Origin of the sequence: Bullifex sp. (assembly GCF_034103065.1) — a bacterium.
In the GTDB taxonomy this organism is placed as follows: Bacteria; Spirochaetota; Spirochaetia; order Sphaerochaetales; family Sphaerochaetaceae; genus Bullifex.
The window spans coordinates 1-20,029 of the sequence record NZ_JAXEGN010000083.1; the positions used below are offsets into that span (position 1 = coordinate 1).

A 20,029-nucleotide genomic window follows, 5' to 3' on the forward strand; every position below is an offset into this window, starting at 1 on the left:
AGTTTTACCTGTAACTGCATCTAATAGAAACTATACATTATCAGTTAGTGATGGTGCTACTGTTAGTGGTAACAAGACAATATTATTCCCACTTTCTGGTAAATACACTATTACTGCAACAAGTGATGATGATCCAACAAAGTATGTTTCTAAAGAAATAGTAATTGCTCTTAAAAATCCTACTGTAACATCAAAGAGTGTTGATGATGGCATTTTAGTTTCATGGGATGGAATTGAGGGAGCAACTAGTTATGTAGTCACAAGAACTGGTGATGGTAATAGTGTTGAAAAAACGGTTAACCAAACATCCTATACAGATACAGATGTCTATACAAGTGTAAACTATACTTATACTGTAGTTGCAAAGTGTGAGGACTCTACCTTTGATTCACTTCCATCTTTAGAAACCTCAACACTTATTATGGGACCATCAATTACAATTGAGCTTCCAAATGAATTAACAAGTGTAGAACTGCTTAGCGCACTTAAATCTGGTGCAGGTATTAATCCTCATATGACAAAAAATGATGCACTTTCATTAAAACTTACAAATGAAATTGAAGGTGTTACTGATTATGCTTGGTATTTAAATGGTAAGAAGCTTGTAAGTGGTGATTTCAATGCAGTTAAGGAGTATACAATTTTACCAACAAATAATTATTTAAATACCTTTGCAGTAGAAACTGCAAATACTTTAATGTTTGCAGTTGTTAAAGATGGATATACCTATAGTGCAACAATTAATTTTGGTTACATCGAAAATGACCCAGGTAATATTTATCTCAAAGCAGATAGTAGTACAGTTAAGTATGGTGAACCATTAACACTTGAAACAGAATTTGAAAACCTTGTTTCAATTGCACCTGAAGTTGAATGGACATCTTCTGATAGTTCTATTGCAACAGTAGAAAACGGTGTTGTTACAGCACTTACTGATGGTAGTGTTACCATTACTGCTACAATTAAAGCTACAGGTGCTTCTGATTCAGTTGAGTTAAAATCATTTATTCCTGTTAAAGAAATTACCTTTAACAATAGTCTTCCAACAAGCTATTTAATTAGAGGTAAAAATGGAGTAACAATTCTTAATTCATTATACGAGAGTGTAGATTTAAAGAATTTTGTTACTGTTACAGCTGTAAATGGTAAAGAATATTCTGTTGAAAATAATCTTCAATGGACAACTAGTGATTCATCTATTGCAACAGTTAATAATGGTGTTGTTACTCCAACTAAAGATAATGGTAAGGGTGGGGTAGTAACAATTACCTACTACACTGATACAAGGTTAAAGGAAGAGGGGGTAAGTGGTTCAATTGATATTGTTGTTAGAGATTATGGTATTATCTATAACTCAAAAGATATTACTGGAACTAAAACAACTTTCTCAGGAACTGCTTGGGCTTGGGAACAGAAGGACTACACTCTTAATCTTGGTGTAAATGGTAATTCTGTATCATCTTATAGTGAAGGTTCATTATGGTGGTGTTTTGATCATAATGAAAACAAGACTGTTGATGGTAGCGCTAAGAGTACAATTGATTTTTCTTCTAATACAAATGCTCAAACTGTAATGCAAGTAAGAGTAACAGCATATACACCATATATTTCACTCTTTATTAAAGACTTGAGTGGAAATAATATTTGTGAAGTATTCTTTGAGCGTGGTGCTTAATTAAAGAGTTTTGCAGGATTCTAAGTGAGTCCTGCATATTTTTTTTAACTTTACTTCTATTATTAATATGATAGAAGCAATATTACTTTCTCAACTTTTATTTTTTATATATACCCAGCAAAGAGCTTGGGTAATAATATTAATTTTAAGTGCTAATTATTTTTTTCGATATCGTAAGAGCTTTGTAAAAATAATAATTATATTTTCTATTACAATTATTTGTTTATTTAGAGTAGGGATGCTTCAAAATGAAGAGTTTGTTTCATTTTCGTTTATTGATGAAAAGTGTGTTGCCATCACGGGAATTGTTAAGGAAGATAGCAAACTTGCTTCATGGGGCCAAAAGAGATGTGTAATAAAACTTTTAGAAGCAAATTTAAAAAATGGTGATGTAGCAACTTGTAAAGGAAGAATAGGCGTAAATTATATAGGTCCTTCCTTATTCTATGGAGATGTTGTTTCATTTAGTGGAAAGCTTAAAAATTCTTCTTTTAATGCAAAAAACTATACCTTACTAAATCGGAGTAATTTAAATAGAACTAGATCAAAAATATTTGAAAAGTTTTCTTCAATTAGTAGCCGAGAGCTATCAACAATGCTACTACTTGGCTATACACCATCAAATGATAGCGAATTGACTACTCTTGCTAGAAATAGTGGAAATAGCCATATTTTAGCACTCTCTGGTATGCACTTAGCTTTATTTTCTTCGCTTATTACTTTTGTCTTAACGCCTATTTTTACAAAGAAATATGCAAAGATAATATCTTTATCTCTACTAACCTTATACATATTATTTATTGGCCCAAAGCCTTCATTGATAAGAGCCTACATATTAAGCTTAACTTTTATCCTATTTAAGTTTGATAAAAACATAGATGCTTTAGTTTTCTGTTTTGTTATTCAGTTACTTTTCTTTAAAGACAGTATTATGACTATTTCAACAATGCTTTCCTATATTTCACTTTGTGGAATTATGACGCTCCCAAAATTCTTACTTGATAGCATCGATAGTTTTATCGTGCTTCCAGAAGTTTTAATAATGCCATTTCTTGTTACTATAGGTGCTTTAATATTCACAATCCCTGTATCATATTATCTATTTGGTACTTATCAAGTAAGTTCAATTATTACTTCTCCTATTGCAGGAGTATTAATTTATATCTACATGGTTATAAGTATTGTTTCTTTATTTAATAGTAAAGCATTAATTATATTGGATAAGATTTACATAGTATTAGAATATGTTTTAAGAAAAGGCTCTGAAATAAAACTTCAAGAAAACCTAAATGTTTACTTCATTTTATTATTTTTTACCTTGTTAATAATTGCTTTAGGACGATTGAAAAGGAAGAATAAGTAAGTTATTCTTCCTTTTGTATGTGGAACCTTAACTATGATAGTGTAAAAGAAGTTGTTAGTGCTTTAGAGAGTGAAGGCCTTGCTATGAGTAAAAAGTTTGGTCAAAACTTTTTAATAGACCATAATGCAAGAGCAATGATAGCTGAAAAAATTGGTGCAAAAGCTGGAACTACTACTTGGGAAATTGGTCCAGGCATGGGCTCGATTACAGCTTTAGTTTTAAAAGAAAAAGCATCTGTAAAGGCATTTGAAATTGATAATGGATTTTGTAGATTATTAAAAGATAGAGCTTTTGGAGATGAAGAAAACTTTACACTTATCCAAGGTGATGCATTAAAGACAATAGCTAAAGAAAGTGAGGTTCCTGATATTATCTATGGAAACCTTCCATATAATGTAGGCTCTGTAATTATTGCAAGATTAATTGAAAGTAGTATTCTTCCTGAAAGAATGGTCTTTACTCTTCAAAAAGAAGTAGTAGAAAGAATTTGTGCTCATGAGAATTCTGATGATTACTCCTCATTTTCAACTCTTTGTCAATTAGATTACATCCCACAACTTGCCTTTGTAATAAGAAAGGGGTGTTTTTATCCTGAGCCTCAAGTTGAAAGTGCTGTGGTTGTAATGGAAAAGAGAAAAGAAAGCTTGGTTGAAGAAAATCTTAGAGCAACTTTTCTTGAGGTTAATAGATTAATCTTTTCACAAAGAAGAAAGACAATAAAAAATAACCTTAAGGCATTAAACCTTAAGGCTATTGATAGTGTTTTAAGCCAAGCTAATTTACTTGGTAGTGAAAGAGCTGAGACTCTATCTTTAAACAAAATAATTGATTTAGCTCGTGCAGTTAATAGTGATAAACTTTCTTCTTTGTAATTAAAAAGTATAGAGAAATAAAGAAAGATATAATTTCAGCAAATACGATTGAAAGCCATATTCCATCAATACCTAGTATTGGTGGAAGAACTAATACAAATATTAGCTGTAAGACAAAAGTTCTTAAAAAAGAAATTGCTGCTGATACCGGTCCATTATTAAGTGCTGTAAAAAATGAGGAAGAGAATATACTAATTCCTGCAAAAATAAAGGAAAAAGAGTATATGTAGAATCCTCTTACAGTCATCTTGTATAGTTCTTCATCATAACCAACAAATAATCTTGATAAAGGAGAAGCCATATAAAGGCTAAAAAAGAGCATTAATAAGGAAGTTATTATTATTAATGTTAGTAATTTATGTGTAATGCTCTTTAGTTCTTTATGGTTTTCAGAACCATAGTTATAAGAAATAACAGGACTAATTCCACCTGAAAATCCAATAAAAATAGCAACAAATACCATACTTACATACATTAGTACACTGTATGCTGCAACTCCATTTTCTCCTACATACCTTAAAAGCTGTGCATTAAATAGCATTCCAATAACTGCAGCTGATGTATTTGATAATAGTTCAGAAAATCCATTTGATGCACTTTTAAGAAGTGCTTTTTTATCAAAAGTTGTTTTGGTAAAGTAAAGTCTTCCTTTACGTTTAAATGTAAAATAAAGCAGTGGAATAGTTCCACCAATAGCTTGGCTAACTGCAGTTGCAGCGGCAGCTCCAGGAACACCTAAGTTTAAAATTGCACAAAATAAAGCATCTAAAATGATATTTGTTCCACAGCTTAAAACTGTCATTACAAGACCCAGTTTAGGCTTTTCTGCTGTGATAAAAAAAACTTGCGACTCCATTTGAACAACAAATAACACAACTGTAGAAAGTAGGATTCTTCCATAGGTAATGCTATTTTCAAGGAGTTCATCTCTTGCACCTAAGAAGTAAGCTATTTTATCAAGAAAGATAAAAGAAGGTATTGTTAGCACTAAACCAACAACAATTGAGGTTAAATAAATAAGTGTAAAAAGTCTTTTAGCTTTTTCATCATCACCTTCACCCATTGTCTTGGCAACTAATGCACTACCACCAGTTCCAAGCATAAAACCAATGGAACCTATTATCATAATGACAGGATAAATCATGTTAACAGCAGCTAAGGCTGTTTTACCAATGAAGTTAGAGACAAAATATCCATCTATTACCAAGTAAACAGATGTAAAAAGCATCATACAAATGGAGGGAAGGGTAAATCTAAATAGCCTTGGATATGAAAAATGGTCACTTAGTTTTATTTGCATAACTTTAAAAATCCCTCCATCATAAGGCGGTTATATTCCCTTGTATCTTCTATGTATCTGTTACTTTTTTCATCTCCCCAAGAAAGGAAGATATTATTCTCAAGTTCAATTATTTTAATAACAGTTGCTTCACAAAGTTTTATTCCTTTTTCTGTTAAAAAAATTTTTTTCTTCCTTTTTCCGTCTAAAACCAAATTAATAACATTTTCTTCTTCAAGTTTTCTTAATGCAGAATTAACAGTTTGCTTAGCAAGTCCTGCATGATTAACAATTAATGAGAGTGCAGATCCATCACCTTCAACACAAAGAGTGTAAAGAATTGAGAATGCACTATCGGAAAGTTTAAATTTTAGTGCCATCTCATGGTAGATGTGATCAAGTTCTGAAATTAAATGATTTATTCTAAGTAGTTGTGGATGTGAATAACGCATTAGTTAATTAAGTATGATTTCGTACTTAATGTCAAGTGCTTCAGAAAAATACAAAATATGGTAAGGTACGTGCTATTGCGAATATAATAAATTTGCATGATAATAAGTATTGTCAATTCATTGGAGGATTATCATGGCAAATCAATTTATTGTTGAAACAAGTGCAAGACATGCACATGTCACACAGGAGACACTGGAATTACTCTTCGGCGAAGGTTATCAGCTTACAGTTAAGAAGGAACTCTCTCAGCCAGGTCAGTTCGCTTCTAACGAAAGAATTACAGTAGTAGGACCAAAGAAGGAACTTGCTAACGTTTCTATTCTTGGACCATGTAGAAAGCTTAATCAGGTTGAACTTTCTGCTACAGATGCTCGTTCAATTGGTATCGATGCTCCAATTAGAGAGAGTGGTGATGTAGCTGGTTCTGGTGCTTGTAAGCTTATTGGACCAAAGGGTGAGGTAGAGCTTAAGGAAGGTGTTATCGTTGCAAAGCGCCACATCCACATGACAGAAAAGGATGCAGCTGACTTTGGTGTTACAAATGGTGAAATTGTAAACGTTCTTATCGAGAATGGTAATGGCAGAAAGACAATCTATGGCGACACTGTTATTCGTGTTTCAAATAGCTATGCTCTTGCTATGCATGTTGATACAGATGAATCAAATGCAGCTGCTTGTGCAAGAAACCAGATGGGAACAATCGTAAAATAATAAGTTTTTCTTACTTACAAATAATCACTACTAATGTATTAATTCTACTTAGTAGTGATTTTTTTATATAAGATAGTTCCAATTGTTTTTTTTACTATTTTACCTAAAAAAGCAATTCCATACATCAAAAACTAATAATTGCCAAGATGGATAATTTCAGAATCATAATATTCTTTAGGGTATTTTTTATTCATAAAAAATAGAAGAAAAGGAAAGCGCAGTATAAATAATATGACTTATATAATTATTGCTACTTCTATTATATTCCTTCTTTTGTTCATTTTTTATTGAGTTTTATTCACAAAGTGTTATTCTGATTATACAGATTTTTTTTTCTGTAATATTCACAGGAGGCTCTAGCATAGGCTAGGTAAAATTATGAAGAAAATTTTAGTTTTCGCTCTTGTTGCTCTTTGTGCTTTTTCTCTTTTTGCAAATGGTGCAAAGGAAGCATCTGGCTCAGATCAGATTAAAGCAGTTCTTTTAACAGACCAGACAGGTATTGATGATAAGTCATTCAATGCTGCTGCTTGGCGTGGTATTTTATCATTCTATGGTGATAATGGTGCAGGTAGAGGTACTCTTTATGAAAACATCACAGCTCAGAGTACAGATGAATACATTCCAAACCTCAAAAATGCTGCTGAAGGTGATTGGGATTTAATCATCACAACAGGATTTACTTGGGGCGATGCATTAAATGAAGTTGCTGCAATGTATCCTGACCAGAACTTTATCATTGTTGATGTTGACTACCTCACAGATAGAGATAACCTCATTCAGTACATCTACGAAGAAGAGCAGGGCTCTTACTTAGTAGGTATTGCTGCTGCAATGCAGGCTAAGAAGGATGGAATCGAAAATCCTAAGTTTGGATTTATCGGTGGTGTTCCAGGTGCTACAATCACAAAGTTCGAGATTGGTTACTTCGAAGGTATTAAATCAATTTATCCTAATGCAGAGTTCGTAGACTACTATGCTAACGACTGGGGTAAGCCAGAACTTGCTAAGGCTATGGCTAAGAACTGGTATGATAGTGGTGTATACTGTATCTTCTCAGCTGCTGGTGGTACAGGCGGTGGTACAATTGCACAGGCTAAAGAGTACAGAATGGCTGGTAAGAACGTATGGGCTATCGGTGTAGACTCTGATCAGTATGAAGATGGTTTATATGGTACAAATGGTGAATCAGCTGTATTAACATCAATGATTAAGAAAGTTGAAAACTCAACATTTGATGCTCTTACAAAGACTAAAGAAGGTACATGGAAGGGTGGCGTTGTAACTCAGAACCTCGCTAATGACGGTGTTGGTTTCTCAAAGGCTAACCCAGCTCTCTGCCAGGAAGCTGTTGAAGCAGCAGATAAGGCTGTTAAGGGTATCTTAGATGGTTCAATCAAAATTGATAAGACTTATAAAGATGCACTTGCTAAGGGCTTAGTACCAGCTGGTCTTTCTGCAATTGATGACTAAATAATATTCGGGCACAGCTTTGTGCCCGTATACTACTTTGTTCATAACATGAATAAAGTAGCATACCATAAAGGAATTATTATGAGTGAATATGCTATCGAGATGCTTGGGATTACCAAGACATTCCCTGGAATAATTGCAAATGATAATGTTGATTTAAGAATTAAAACCAATGAAGTTCATGCAATCTTAGGGGAAAATGGAGCAGGTAAGAGTACGCTGATGAGCGTACTCTTTGGTGCATATGCACCTGACAGTGGTGAAATAAAGATTAATGGTAAAAAAGTTGAGATTAAGAATCCTAACGTTGCAACAGAGCTTGGCATCGGAATGGTTCACCAACACTTTAAATTAGTCCATAACTACACTGTTACAGAGAATATTGTACTTGGAAGAGAACCAAGAAATAAATTTGGAATTATCTCTCTTGCAAAAGCAGAAAAGAAGGTTGAAGAGCTTTCAAAACGCTATGGACTTCAAGTTGATCCAAAAGCCAAGATCGATGATATCTCAGTTGGACAACAACAGAGAGTAGAGATATTAAAAACTCTTTATTCTGATTCAAATATCATTATTCTTGATGAACCAACAGCTGTATTAACTCCTCAAGAAATTGATGAGCTTATGGATATTATTCGTAAGCTAAAGAGTGAAGGTAAAACTATTGTTTTAATTACTCATAAGCTAAAGGAAATAAAAGCAGTAGCAGATAGATGTTCTGTACTCCGTCGTGGTAAATTCATCGGCTGTATTGATATTACTCCAAATACAAGCGAACAAGAGCTAGCTACAATGATGGTAGGACGCTCGGTAAAATTTGATATCGAAAAAGCTCCATGTAAGCCTGGTGAGAAGGTTTTAGAGATTAAGAACCTTTCTGTTAAGGATTCAATTGGCACTATGAAGGTTAAAGACCTTTCTCTTGATGTAAGAAGAGGTGAAATAGTTGGTATTGCTGGTGTCGATGGTAATGGGCAATCAGAGCTATTATATGCCCTTTCTGGTCTTTCTCCTGTACAAAGTGGTGAAATTATTCTTTCTGGAAAAGTTATTAACAAAGACACTATCAGAGAAAGAATTGGAGAAGGTATGGGCCATATCCCTGAAGATAGACAAAAGCATGGTCTAGTTGCGGGCTTAACTGTTGGGGAAAATATGGTCTTAAAGGATTTCTTCTCTGATAAATACACAGGTAAGTTTGGTATCTTAAACTATAAAGCAATCGATGAAAACGCAACAAAGCTAATTGAAGAATTTGATATCAGAACAGCTCAAGGAGCACAAACCGATGCAGGTTCTCTTTCTGGAGGTAACCAGCAGAAGGTAATTGTTGCTCGTGAAATCTCCCTTTCTCCAGATGTATTACTTGTTGCACAGCCAACTCGTGGTTTAGATGTTGGTGCAATTGAATACATTAGAAAGCGTATTGTAGAAGAGCGTGATAAAGGTAGAGGTATTTTATTAATTTCATTTGAGCTTGATGAAGTAATGAACCTTTGTGATAGAATTGCAACAATTTCAAAGGGGTCAATCGTTGGTGTTTTCAACGCTGGTGAAGTAACAAGTCAAGAAATCGGTCTTATGATGACAGGTATTAAAGCAAAGGAGGAGAGTAAATGAAGACTAAAGAGAAAAAGAGCTTCATAGATTGGTTTTTATCAAGCCAAGGTGCAACCTCTGTTGCTGTTGTTATTTTAGGCTTTTTAATTGGTACTATACTAGTTGTATTAGTTGGAAGAAATCCAGCTGGATTATTTAAAGCAATTGGACAATCAATTATTGGTAAGGCTGGTAAAAATGGTGCTTGGAACTTTAGAAATGTAGGTGAAACACTTGCTTATTCAATCCCATACATCCTTTGTGGTCTTTCAATGGGCTTTGCGGCTAGAGTAGGTTTATTTAATATTGGAGCTGAAGGTCAGTACATTGTTGGAATGCTAGCAGCACAAGCTGTTGCTGTATGTCTTCCATCATTTCCATTTCAATGGCTATTATGCTTAATAGTAGCAATAATTGCAGGTGCAATTTGGGGTGGCATTGTAGGATTTTTAAAGGCAAAGTACAAGGTAAGTGAGGTTGTAGCAACAATTATGTTAAACTACATCGCTCTTTATCTATTTAGAATTATTGCCTTTAAGATGCCTGCAGGTCTTACAAATAGAACATATCAAACAGCGCCAATTCAAAGTACAGCATTTTTATCAAAATTCTTAATTAAAAATTCAAACCTTAATATTGGATTTTTCTTTATGATTGCTGCTTGCTTAATTTATTGGTTTATCATGGAAAAGACCAAGATGGGATTTGCATTTAGAGCTACAGGCTTTAATAAAGATGCTGCAAGATGTTCTGGTATAAATGCAGATAGAGCTATTTCCTCATCAATGGCAATTGCAGGTTCCTTTGCCGGTCTTGCAGGTGCATGTGTACTTCTCGGAGGAGCATACACAACAGGTAGAATTATCCAGGGAATGGATAACTACGGCTTCATGGGTATTGCAGTTGCACTGGTAGGAAATTCAAGAGCACTTGGTATATTCCTCGCAGGATTGCTATTTGGTGTTCTTAAGCAATCACAATCAATAATGCAGGGAATGAATATTCCTAAGGAAATAACATTTATTATTCAAGGCTTAATTGTTATTTTCATTGCTTTAAGAAGTGGCCTTGATTTAATTAAAGCATATCGCTCTCGCGTTCTTGTAAGAAAGGAGGCAGGAAAAGCATGATTATTTTTCAATCATTACCAACAATCATGATGATTGTTGCACCAATATTAATTACTGCTATTGGCGGTATGATTTGTGAAAGAAGTGGTGTTGTAAATATTGCTCTTGAAGGTTTAATGAGTATTGGAGCATGTACTGCTGCAAGCGTACACTACTTAATGGAAGCTGCTGGATGTGGTAGGTATTCACTTGCTGTAGCATTAATTTCCGGTATGGTTGTTTCTGGACTTTTTTCACTAGTACATGGCTTTGCTGCTATTGACTTAAAGGCTGAGCAAACAATTTCTGGTACTGGTATTAACTTACTTGCAGATGGTATCACAGTATTTGCATGCCAAATTCTCTTTTCAGCAGACCGCTCAAAAGAGTTTAGAGTAGGTATGTTAACAGACCGTTTAGGTTTCTATCCAACTTTCTACATCGCAATTGCAGTTGTAGCTTTCAGCTGGTTTATGCTCTATAAAACGCCATTTGGTATGCATCTTAGAGCTTGTGGAGAACACCCAGCTGCTGCTGATAGTGCAGGTATTAATGTTAGAAAAATTAGATATACAGGTGTATTAATTTCAGGTCTTCTTGGTGGTCTTGCTGGTGGTTGTGTTGTATTAACACAGACAATTCAGTTTACATCTAACTTAATCAATGGACGTGGATTTATCGCACTTGCTGCAGTTGCATTTGGCCGTTGGACACCATGGGGTGTTACTGGAGCTGCACTTCTATTTGGTGGAGCACAGGCTCTTGCTGTACTATCAACAAATTTCAGCGCTCTAAAAGCACTTCCTTCTGAGGTATTCAACATTCTTCCATACCTTGTCACATTACTTGCATTAGTTATCTTCTCAGGAAGAGATTATGCACCTCAGTCTTGTGGTAAGCCATACAATAAGAGTTCATCATGACACCACATAATAGAGCAAAAATTGGAGAAATAGCAAAAAATGTACTCCTCCCGGGAGACCCTAATAGAGCAAAGTTTGTTGCAGAGAATTTCTTTGAAGAATCAAGGCTTGTAACTGATGTTCGTGGTATTTTAGGTTACACTGGCCTTTATAAAGGTTTAGAGGTTAGTGTAATGGCTTCCGGAATGGGAGGCCCTTCTGCTGGAATATATTCTTATGAGTTGTTTAACCATTATGGAGTTGAAAACATTGTAAGAATTGGTACTTCAGGAGGCTTACAAAAGAGCTTAAGTGTGGGAGAATTGGTACTAGCAATGAGTGCAAGTACTGATTCAGCATGGGCTCATCAATATAACCTTTCAGGAACCTTTTCACCTTGTCCTGATATTACACTATTTTGTAGTGCACTTAAAAAGGCTGAAGAATTAGATTTAAAACATACTGCTGGTATGGTTTTTTCTTCTGATTGCTTTTCCTCCTACAACGCACTTGGAGAAGGGGAATGGAAGAAGTGGGCTAACATGGGTGCCTTAGTTCAAGATATGGAAACCTATGCCTTATATTCAACGGCAATGTATTTAAAAAAGAAGGCATTATCTATTCTTACAATGACAGATAACTGTGTTACTGGGGAATCATTCAAGGATGAAGAGAGAATGGAAGGAAACAGAAATATGATTACTCTTGCTTTAGAAACATTAGTAGAGGTTTGTAAATGAGTGATGTAAATTCTTTACTTCTTCATCGTTTTGCCTGCAAAAAATATAAAAGTGATATGCCTTCTAAAGAGGTAATTGATCAAATATTAGAAGCAGGCAGACTATCTCCGACTTCATTTGGTTTGGAGCCTTGGACATTTCATGTATGTAAGAGTCATGATTTACTCTCATCTTGCTTCTATCAAGAGAGTATGAAGACTGCTCCTATTACAGTGGTAATTACAACTAAAAGAGGAAAATACTTTGCTCCTAACAGTGAGTTTATCAAAAAAAGAGCAGAAAGATTTCCTTCTACTTTAGAAGAATTTATTGATGACTATAAAGGTTATTATGAATTTTTAAGAGATAGTAAGACCCTTGATTCTTGGTCTAGAAGTCAAAGCTACATTGCTGCATCTGCAATGATGATTAAGGCTACTGAGCTTAATATTCAAAGCTGTGCTATTGAAGGCTACGATAATGATAAGGTAATTGATGCTTTAGGTTTAGATAAGGAAGATGAAGAAGTAGGAATAGTTATCGCATTTGGCTATCCAGACGAAGATGAAAGAGAAAAAATTAGGATTACTTCTAATGAAGCTTTTGTTTATCACTTTTAAGTAATATGGAAAAAATAATTTTTGACGTTGATACAGGTCATGATGATGCTATTGCAATTGCTATGGCAGCAGGTTTAAAAGATGAGATTGAAGTACTAGGTTTAATAGCTACTAATGGTAATGTCTCACTTGATAGAACTCTTGAAAACACTCTTAATGTTGCAGAAGCTGTAGGCTTAGAATGCCCAGTTTTTTATGGCTCTGATAAGCCCCTTTTGAGAGATAGGGTAGCTGCTGGAGACTTTCATGGAAAGAGTGGTCTTGATGGTGTTACCTTTGGTCCAAGGAAAAAACAAGAGTGTAAAGGCAATGGAATATTATGGGCAATTAATAGTGTACTTAATAATCCTGGAGAGATTACATTTGTATCCGTTGGACCTTATACAGATCTTGCAATATGCATCAAAGCACATCCTGATTTCGCAAAAAGCTTAAAAAGAATCGTTGTTATGGGTGGCTCTATGGGGCGTGGTAATGCTACCGATAGTGCTGAGTTTAATATTTGGGGTGATCCTGAGGCTGCTGAAATAGTATTTAATTCAGGAGTTGAAGTAGTTGCTATGCCACTTGATGTAACACTTAAAGTTGTTCTAGATGAAAAAATCTTAGAACAAATAAGATGTGAAAAGGAAAGTGAATATAAAAACCTTCTTTTATCACAACTTAAATTTTACATTAAAGCAAACTTAGAGAATAATAACTCTATGCCTCATATGCATGATCCATGTACAATTGCTTATTTAGCTAAGCCATCAATTTTTAAATTTGAAAGGCGAAATGTTCATGTAGAGACAAAAAGTCAATTAACCTATGGTAGAACTGTTACTAGCGAAATCGATGATAATGCTAAAGTTTTACTCGGTGTTGATGTTGATTTAAATGAATTTTGGAACGTTTTCTTTAAATCCTTTAGAAACTTAAAATAATTACATTTTGGCATTAGACCCTTTAGTTGTTTAATGCCAAATTACTACCATTAAAACTATTAAGTTTATTATTTAATGATAAAAAATAAAGAATTGTATACAATTTTTTAGCTACAATAACTTATATAATTGTAAAAACTAAAGAATAAATATAAGCTTAACTCTATGCAGATTGGTGTTTATGGACTTGGTAGATTTGGCTCTTTCTGGGCATCTATGTTAGCTCGTCATCCATTTAGTAGTGATGCTAAAGTAGTTGCATACTCAAGAAGTAGTCATAAAATACCTTTTGGTGTTGAAAAAGTTAGTGAAGATGAAGTTTTATCTTCTGATATTTTATATTTTTGCGTTGCAATTTCTTCCTTAGAGGAAGTATTAAAACGTGTTTCTAAAAGAATAAAGAAAGGAGCAATTATATTAGATACTTGCTCTGTAAAAACATATCCTGCAGCATGGTTGCAGGAGAATCTAAATAAAGATGAATATTGCTTAATTGCAACGCACCCAATGTTTGGCCCTGATAGCGCAAAGAATGGAATTAAAGGTCTTCCAATTGTTTTATGTCCAATTAGTGAAGATACGCGATATCAAGAGATTAAAGCTTATTTTGCAAAAATTGGTTTAGATGTGCTTGAAATGACTCCTCGTCACCATGATAAGGAAGCTGCTTACTCACAAGGTGTTACTCACTTCGTTGGACGTACACTAAGTGAGCTTGGAATGTGCCCAACTCCAATTGCAACTCAGGGCTATAAGTCTTTAATGACAATTGTTGAACAAACTTGTAATGACCCTATTACGCTCTTTTATGATTTGCAGCGTTATAATCCATATGCTAAAGAAATGAGATTATCCCTTCAAGTTGCAATTGAAAAGGTATTAAATACATTAGCTGAGCAGGAGGAAGGCCTTTGAAAGTTTGTGTATATACTCTTGGTTGTAGGCTTAATCAATGTGAGAGTGAAGCAATTTGTGATAGCTTCTTAAAAGAAGGATTTGAAATTGTAAAAGAAGATGAAGAGGCTTCATTATACATTGTTAACACCTGTACTGTAACAAGTAAAGCTGAGCAGAAAGCAAGAAGGATGATTAGAATTTTTGCAAAAAAAGGGGAGGCTGTAGTTGTTACTGGGTGCTATGCTCAGATGAATGAAAAGGAAATTAAGGCTTTAGGCGATAACATTATTTGTGTGCCATTAGTTAAGAAGGCTTCTCTTCTTCAGATGGCAAAGCACATTAAGGCATCTTTAATTTCAAATATGAGTGTGCTTGAAAGTGTTACTTCTTTTTCTGATATCGATACTTCAGTATTTAGCTATAACGCACAATCATTTTCTTATCACTCAAGGGCGTATTTAAAGATTCAGGAAGGTTGTGATAACGAGTGCGCATATTGTCGTGTACATGTTGCAAGAGGAAAGAGCCAATTTTTAGAGCCTGATGAAGTGATTAAGAGAGCATTGGAGCTTGAGAAATCAGGGTTTAGAGAGATTGTATTAACTGGTGTTAATTTAACTATGTATGACCACGATGGCGATGGTCTTGGTGGTGTTATTTTAAAGCTTTTACCAAAACTTAGTGTTGATACAAGATTAAGGCTTTCTTCAATGGAGCCTGACCATATTGATGATAAATTAATTGAAGCTTGTTCCAATTTTAGAATGCATCCTCACTTCCATATCCCACTGCAAAGTGCAAGTGATAAGGTGCTAAAAAGAGTAAATAGAAAGTACAATGCGTCACACTTAGAGTGGGTTATTAAAGCTTTAAGAGAAGTTAAGGATGATCCATTTATTGCATGTGATGTTATTGCAGGTCTTCCAAGTGAAAGTGTGGAAGATTTTGAAATAACAAGGAGCTTTTTAGAAGAGAAGAAGTTTGCGGCATTGCATGTATTCCCATACTCTCCTCGTCCTGATACAGCACTTTTTGATGCAAAGGATAGAGTTGAAGAAAGAGTACGTGATGAAAGAGCTGCTATTTTAAGAGACCTTTCTGTGAAGCTAAGTGATGATTACATTAATCGTCAAATTGGGAAAAACTTAGAGGTTTTACTTGAGAGTAGAAAGAATGGCGCCTTCTATGGTACCACAGGAAACTATTTGAAGGTAAAAATTGATAATGTTCCTCTTTCAGCTCAGAGGGGACAGTTAGTAAAAGGACACCTTGCTAAGAAAGGATTATTTGTTGTAGATGAAAGCTGACTTTGATTCACCTAATGTCAGGAAAACTATTATTAAGCTTGCGCTTCCTATGATCGCAGCTCAATTTGTGAACCTACTATATTCTATAGTTGATAGAATCTTTATAGGTCACATCCCTGGAATAGGTCCAATTGCTTTAACAAGTGTTGGACTATGCTTTCCTATTATTCAAATAGTTGCTGCTTTTACAAACCTTTATGGTTTTAATGGAGGAAGTCCTCTTTCTAGTATTGAAAGAGGAAAAGGAAACTTAAAGGAAGCTGGGTTAATAATGGGTAATAGCTTTGCGCTATTAGTAATTACAGGTGTAGTATTAACGCTTTTAACTGAAATCTTTGCATCTCCATTACTATTTATCTTTGGTGCAAGTGATAAAACAATAAACTATGCACTTTCATACCTTAGACTTTATGCTATTGGATTTACATTTTCATTAATTGCAACCGGAATGAATGCCTTCATCAACAGCCAAGGCTTTTCAAATGTTGGAATGAAAACAGTATTAATAGGTGCGCTATTAAACTTTATTTTAGATCCTATTTTTATCTTTATCTTTGGTTGGGGCGTAAGAGGAGCTGCCTTAGCAACTTGTATTTCTCAACTTGTTTCTGCACTTTGGGTATTAAAGTTCTTAACTAGCAGTGAGCCGATATTAAAACTTAAAAAGAGTGATATGGTACTTGAGAAAAAGAGGGTAAAAAGTATTGTTACACTTGGAACAAGTGGCTTTATTATGGGTGCAACAAACTCTGCTGTACAAATTGTTTGTAATAGAATGGCTTTAATGTATGGTGGAGACATCTTAGTTGGTGCTTTTACAATTATTAATTCTGTTAGAGAGATATTCTCAACTCCTGTAAACGGATTAACAAGTGCAACAAGTCCAGTAATGAGTTATAACTACGGTGCTAAGCGCTATGATAGAGTAATGAAGGCTAGTAACTTTGCAATTATGGTTTCTGCTACATTTTCTACCATCTTTGCACTTTCTATTGAGTTATTTCCTAATATCTATATTTCATTGTTCTCAAGTGACCCTACGATGCTAGATGTTACAGCTAGAGCTATGAGAATATATTTTTCACTCTTTGTATTTATGAGTTTTCAACAAGTTGGACAAAGTACCTTTGTTGCACTTGGAAAAGCAAAACACGCAATATTCTTTTCACTATTTAGAAAGATAATTATCGTAGTTCCACTTACAATACTTCTTCCACTATTTATGGGAAGTGATGGTGTAGTTGCCGCAGAACCAATTAGTAACCTCATTGGAGGTATGGCAAGCTACCTCACAATGAGATTAGTAACTAGTAAGGAATTTAAGAAGTCTTCTTCTTAAGACGTTCTGTAATAATAATTTCAGGGTCTGGGATCATAACACGGGAGTTTGCTGGAATAGAGGTTTTAATCCAACAAGATGAACCTATTGTTGTGTTATCACCAATTGTAATATCTCCTAGAACTGTCGCATTAGCATATATGGTAACGTTGTTTCCAATGGTTGGGTGTCGCTTTGCACCTTTTAAAAGCATTCCGCAACCATCCTTTGGAAATGAAAGAGCACCAAGAGTTACACCTTGATAAATTTTAACATTGTTACCAATTACAGTAGTTTCACCAATTACAACACCTGTTCCATGGTCGATGAAAAAGCTATCCCCAATTGTTGCTCCTGGGTGGATATCAATACCTGTTTCTCTATGCATTAACTCATTCATCATTCTTGGAACAAGCGGAACCTTTTCTTCAAATAATAGGTGTGCAACTCTATGAACTGCTAATACCTTTAAAGCAGGGTAACATAGGATTATTTCATGTTGGCTTCGGGCAGCAGGGTCACCTTTGTAACCTGCTTCAGAATCTTTTTTTATTTTGGTTCTTATTTCAGGAAGTTTTCTTAAAACTTTATCTATTATTTCTTCAACTTTTGTCTTTGCATCATCCTCACTCATTCCTTCATAAATAAAAGCAAGTCTTGCTTGATCTGTGAGGATAGAAACAAAATTATTCATTTCACTTTTTACTGCACATTCAAGTGATAAACAGCAATTGTTTTTACCTCTTCCAGGAAATAACAGCTCCATTAAGGATGATATTAATTTTGAAACATCTTCCATCCTAGGAAGTGCTGTTAAGCCCTGGAAGTGGTGTGACCTCTTTACTCTATCAAATGAAGCTAAATAGTCGTTTACATAATTGTCGATATTCATGAACCGAAATTTAACACCAAAATGAAAGAATAAAAAGATATTATTCTTCGTTTTCTTCTAGTAGTTTTACAACCTGTCCTCTAAGTTTGTATGAAACAGTTGCACTTACGATCATTTTTAAAACATCGCCAACAATAAATGGTACTAAGCCAGCACTTAAAGTTTTAGCTATTGTTAGGTGTCTTGAATAACCAAGCCAAAATAAACCTGGAATGTAAATTGCTACATTTGCTAAAAAAGAGGCAAGTAAAAAATACCAAAATGGATATTTCTTATCTTTTTTTAGCATTATTCCTGCGACAATTACTGCTGGAAGAAGACCAATTAAATATCCTCCTGTTGGTCCTGTTACTGCTGCAATACCACCACCTGAGGTGAAAATAGGAAGACCAATAATACCTAAAAATAGGTAAACTAAGATTGAGGAAACACTAACTGAAAGTGGAAGTAGTAATCCTGAAATAAGGGTAAATAACGTTTGTAGTGTTATTGGTACTGGTGGAATTGGAATTTTGATAAATGCACCAACTGCTGTTAGTGCGGCAAATAGTGCGATTGTTACAGTTTTTAAAATCTTTGTTCTGTTCATTGTAAACCTCTCTAAACTGAAAACTAGTTTACAAATCTGATAATATTTTGTCTATCCCCATTTTTGTAAATAGTCTATTATTTAGTTATGTCAACAAAAGAAGAAGTATTAGCAATTTTAAATCGTAATAAAGAAGATTATATTTCAGGCGAAGATATGGCTCAAATTCTAAATGTAAGTAGAGCTTCCATTTGGAAGGCTGTGAAAGCCCTTGAGGATGATGGTTATATTATTGAGGGAATAACTAAGAAAGGATATAGATTAGTTTCTACTGATATACTAAACCAAGAGGTATTAGAAAAATTAATTGATATCCCTGTCTATTACTACAGTGAAATTGATTCAACAAATACAGAGGCAAAGAGGTTAATTAACAAAGGCATTAAAGCTCCATTTGTAGTAATTAGTGAGCTTCAAACTGGTGGTAGAGGTAGAAGGGGTAGAGCCTTCATCTCTGATAAAGGAGGAACTTATTACTCTTTGGTTGTTAATAACGATAATACCTTCGATACAGAAAGTGTTACTACAAGAGCTTCTTTAGGAACAGCTGACGCAATTGATTCACTTGGCTTTAATACTCAAATTAAGTGGGTTAATGATGTTTACATAAATGGTAAAAAGTGTGTTGGTATCTTAACAGAGGGTGTTCTATCAATGGAGGAAAATAGGATCAGTGAAATAATTATTGGTATTGGAGTAAATTTTGGGACTAAAAATTTCCCTGATGAGTTAAAAGATATTTGTACATCTCTTTTTCCTGATGGAATTACTCCTATTTCAAGAGCAGAATTTTTAGCAAGGCAAATAAAGTGTGTAATAAATACCCTTCATGAGAATGATTACATTAAGCGTTATAGAGCAAAATGCTTTGTTATTGGACTGGATTTAAATGTCATTAGAGTCGATAAAACAAAAAGAGCTAAATGCTTAGATGTTGATGACAATGCTCACTTAGTTGTTCAATATGAGGATGGCCAAATTGAACACCTCTCAAGTGGGGAAGTTACAATTCGCCCCCGTTGAGAAAAATCTCTTGATTATATATATTTACACTTGGAGTTACTATGTTACAGAAAATAAAGAATCAATGGAAAGAATTGGTTGAAAATGAAGTAAAAGCATTTGCTCAAGAGAAGGGCAGTGATATAAATGTTGATATTCAAGTACTCACTCCTCCAAAGCCAGAGATGGGTGATGTTGCTTTTCCTATGTTTGCTTTCTCAAAGGCATTAAAGTGTGCACCAGCATTAATTGCAGCTGAAATTAAAAATCGTCTTGAAAAAAGAGATAATCTTCCTTCTGGGGAGCTTTTAGTAGCAGGACCA

At 34.4% G+C, this 20,029-nt stretch carries 19 protein-coding genes and 1 pseudogene; 16 read left to right on the top strand and 4 right to left on the bottom strand.

Annotated elements, in window-relative coordinates:
* The 3 genes from SOY52_RS03445 to rsmA all read left to right on the top strand — a co-directional run.
* Nucleotides 1-1,675: Ig-like domain-containing protein (locus SOY52_RS03445; RefSeq protein ID WP_320847589.1), on the top strand; the 1,675-nt coding region annotated here is incomplete at its 5' end.
* Between the two features lie 238 nt (nucleotides 1,676-1,913).
* Entirely contained in the window at nucleotides 1,914-3,038 is a 1,125-nt protein-coding gene (locus SOY52_RS03450; RefSeq protein ID WP_320847590.1) for a ComEC/Rec2 family competence protein, read from the top strand.
* A 17-nt stretch (nucleotides 3,039-3,055) separates the two neighbouring features.
* A complete protein-coding gene (gene rsmA / locus SOY52_RS03455; protein ID WP_320847591.1) occupies nucleotides 3,056-3,910 on the top strand; it encodes a 16S rRNA (adenine(1518)-N(6)/adenine(1519)-N(6))-dimethyltransferase RsmA in 855 nt (284 codons plus the stop codon).
* On the opposite strand, the gene SOY52_RS03460 is transcribed toward rsmA, so the two are convergent.
* A complete protein-coding gene (locus SOY52_RS03460) occupies nucleotides 3,882-5,210 on the bottom strand; it encodes an MATE family efflux transporter (RefSeq protein WP_320847592.1) in 1,329 nt (442 codons plus the stop codon). The genes rsmA and SOY52_RS03460 overlap by 29 nt on opposite strands.
* Nucleotides 5,201-5,641: a MarR family transcriptional regulator gene (locus SOY52_RS03465; RefSeq protein WP_320847593.1), complete on the bottom strand. Its 441-nt coding sequence runs from the start codon at nucleotides 5,639-5,641 to the stop codon at nucleotides 5,201-5,203. The genes SOY52_RS03460 and SOY52_RS03465 overlap by 10 nt, the downstream gene beginning before the upstream one ends.
* A gap of 133 nt (nucleotides 5,642-5,774) precedes the next feature.
* On the opposite strand from SOY52_RS03465, the gene pduL reads away from it, so the two are divergent.
* From pduL to SOY52_RS03520, 11 genes are all read left to right on the top strand, one after another.
* On the top strand, nucleotides 5,775-6,353 hold the full coding sequence (gene pduL / locus SOY52_RS03470) for a phosphate propanoyltransferase (protein ID WP_320847594.1): 579 nt from the start codon (nucleotides 5,775-5,777) through the stop codon (nucleotides 6,351-6,353).
* 378 nt (nucleotides 6,354-6,731) lie between these two features.
* Nucleotides 6,732-7,826 carry a BMP family ABC transporter substrate-binding protein gene (locus SOY52_RS03475; protein WP_320847595.1) on the top strand — a complete coding sequence of 365 codons (1,095 nt, stop codon included), beginning with the start codon at nucleotides 6,732-6,734 and terminating at the stop codon, nucleotides 7,824-7,826.
* A gap of 81 nt (nucleotides 7,827-7,907) precedes the next feature.
* Nucleotides 7,908-9,446 carry an ABC transporter ATP-binding protein gene (locus SOY52_RS03480; protein ID WP_320847607.1) on the top strand — a complete coding sequence of 513 codons (1,539 nt, stop codon included), beginning with the start codon at nucleotides 7,908-7,910 and terminating at the stop codon, nucleotides 9,444-9,446.
* A complete protein-coding gene (locus tag SOY52_RS03485) occupies nucleotides 9,443-10,555 on the top strand; it encodes an ABC transporter permease (RefSeq protein WP_320847596.1) in 1,113 nt (370 codons plus the stop codon). Before SOY52_RS03480 ends, SOY52_RS03485 begins: the two co-directional genes overlap by 4 nt.
* Nucleotides 10,552-11,457, top strand: a complete 906-nt coding sequence (locus tag SOY52_RS03490; protein ID WP_320847597.1) for an ABC transporter permease — start codon at nucleotides 10,552-10,554, stop codon at nucleotides 11,455-11,457. The genes SOY52_RS03485 and SOY52_RS03490 overlap by 4 nt, the downstream gene beginning before the upstream one ends.
* Entirely contained in the window at nucleotides 11,454-12,176 is a 723-nt protein-coding gene (locus tag SOY52_RS03495) for a purine-nucleoside phosphorylase (RefSeq protein ID WP_320847598.1), read from the top strand. Before SOY52_RS03490 ends, SOY52_RS03495 begins: the two co-directional genes overlap by 4 nt.
* Nucleotides 12,173-12,775 (top strand): nitroreductase family protein, encoded by a 603-nt coding sequence (locus tag SOY52_RS03500; RefSeq protein WP_320847599.1) that lies wholly within the window; start codon nucleotides 12,173-12,175, stop codon nucleotides 12,773-12,775. The genes SOY52_RS03495 and SOY52_RS03500 overlap by 4 nt, the downstream gene beginning before the upstream one ends.
* Before the next feature lie 5 nt (nucleotides 12,776-12,780).
* On the top strand, nucleotides 12,781-13,701 hold the full coding sequence (locus tag SOY52_RS03505; RefSeq protein ID WP_320847600.1) for a nucleoside hydrolase: 921 nt from the start codon (nucleotides 12,781-12,783) through the stop codon (nucleotides 13,699-13,701).
* A 165-nt stretch (nucleotides 13,702-13,866) separates the two neighbouring features.
* Nucleotides 13,867-14,616 (top strand): prephenate dehydrogenase/arogenate dehydrogenase family protein, encoded by a 750-nt coding sequence (locus tag SOY52_RS03510; RefSeq protein ID WP_320847601.1) that lies wholly within the window; start codon nucleotides 13,867-13,869, stop codon nucleotides 14,614-14,616.
* On the top strand, nucleotides 14,613-15,905 hold the full coding sequence (mtaB, locus tag SOY52_RS03515) for a tRNA (N(6)-L-threonylcarbamoyladenosine(37)-C(2))-methylthiotransferase MtaB (RefSeq protein ID WP_320847602.1): 1,293 nt from the start codon (nucleotides 14,613-14,615) through the stop codon (nucleotides 15,903-15,905). The genes SOY52_RS03510 and mtaB overlap by 4 nt, the downstream gene beginning before the upstream one ends.
* Nucleotides 15,895-17,244: an MATE family efflux transporter gene (locus SOY52_RS03520; RefSeq protein ID WP_320847603.1), complete on the top strand. Its 1,350-nt coding sequence runs from the start codon at nucleotides 15,895-15,897 to the stop codon at nucleotides 17,242-17,244. The genes mtaB and SOY52_RS03520 overlap by 11 nt, the downstream gene beginning before the upstream one ends.
* On the opposite strand, the gene epsC is transcribed toward SOY52_RS03520, so the two are convergent.
* Complete coding sequence (gene epsC, locus SOY52_RS03525; RefSeq protein ID WP_320847604.1) at nucleotides 17,225-18,115, bottom strand: serine O-acetyltransferase EpsC; 891 nt, start codon at nucleotides 18,113-18,115, stop codon at nucleotides 17,225-17,227. The two genes, SOY52_RS03520 and epsC, sit on opposite strands and share 20 nt — an antisense overlap.
* Nucleotides 18,116-18,155: 40 nt before the next feature.
* Nucleotides 18,156-18,704 (bottom strand): biotin transporter BioY, encoded by a 549-nt coding sequence (locus SOY52_RS03530; protein WP_320847605.1) that lies wholly within the window; start codon nucleotides 18,702-18,704, stop codon nucleotides 18,156-18,158.
* Nucleotides 18,705-18,791: 87 nt separating this feature from the next.
* On the opposite strand from SOY52_RS03530, the gene SOY52_RS03535 reads away from it, so the two are divergent.
* Both SOY52_RS03535 and SOY52_RS03540 read left to right on the top strand, forming a co-directional pair.
* Nucleotides 18,792-19,727 carry a biotin--[acetyl-CoA-carboxylase] ligase gene (locus SOY52_RS03535; RefSeq protein ID WP_320847606.1) on the top strand — a complete coding sequence of 312 codons (936 nt, stop codon included), beginning with the start codon at nucleotides 18,792-18,794 and terminating at the stop codon, nucleotides 19,725-19,727.
* A gap of 41 nt (nucleotides 19,728-19,768) precedes the next feature.
* Nucleotides 19,769-20,029: pseudogene (locus SOY52_RS03540) on the top strand (arginine--tRNA ligase); the annotation flags it as partial.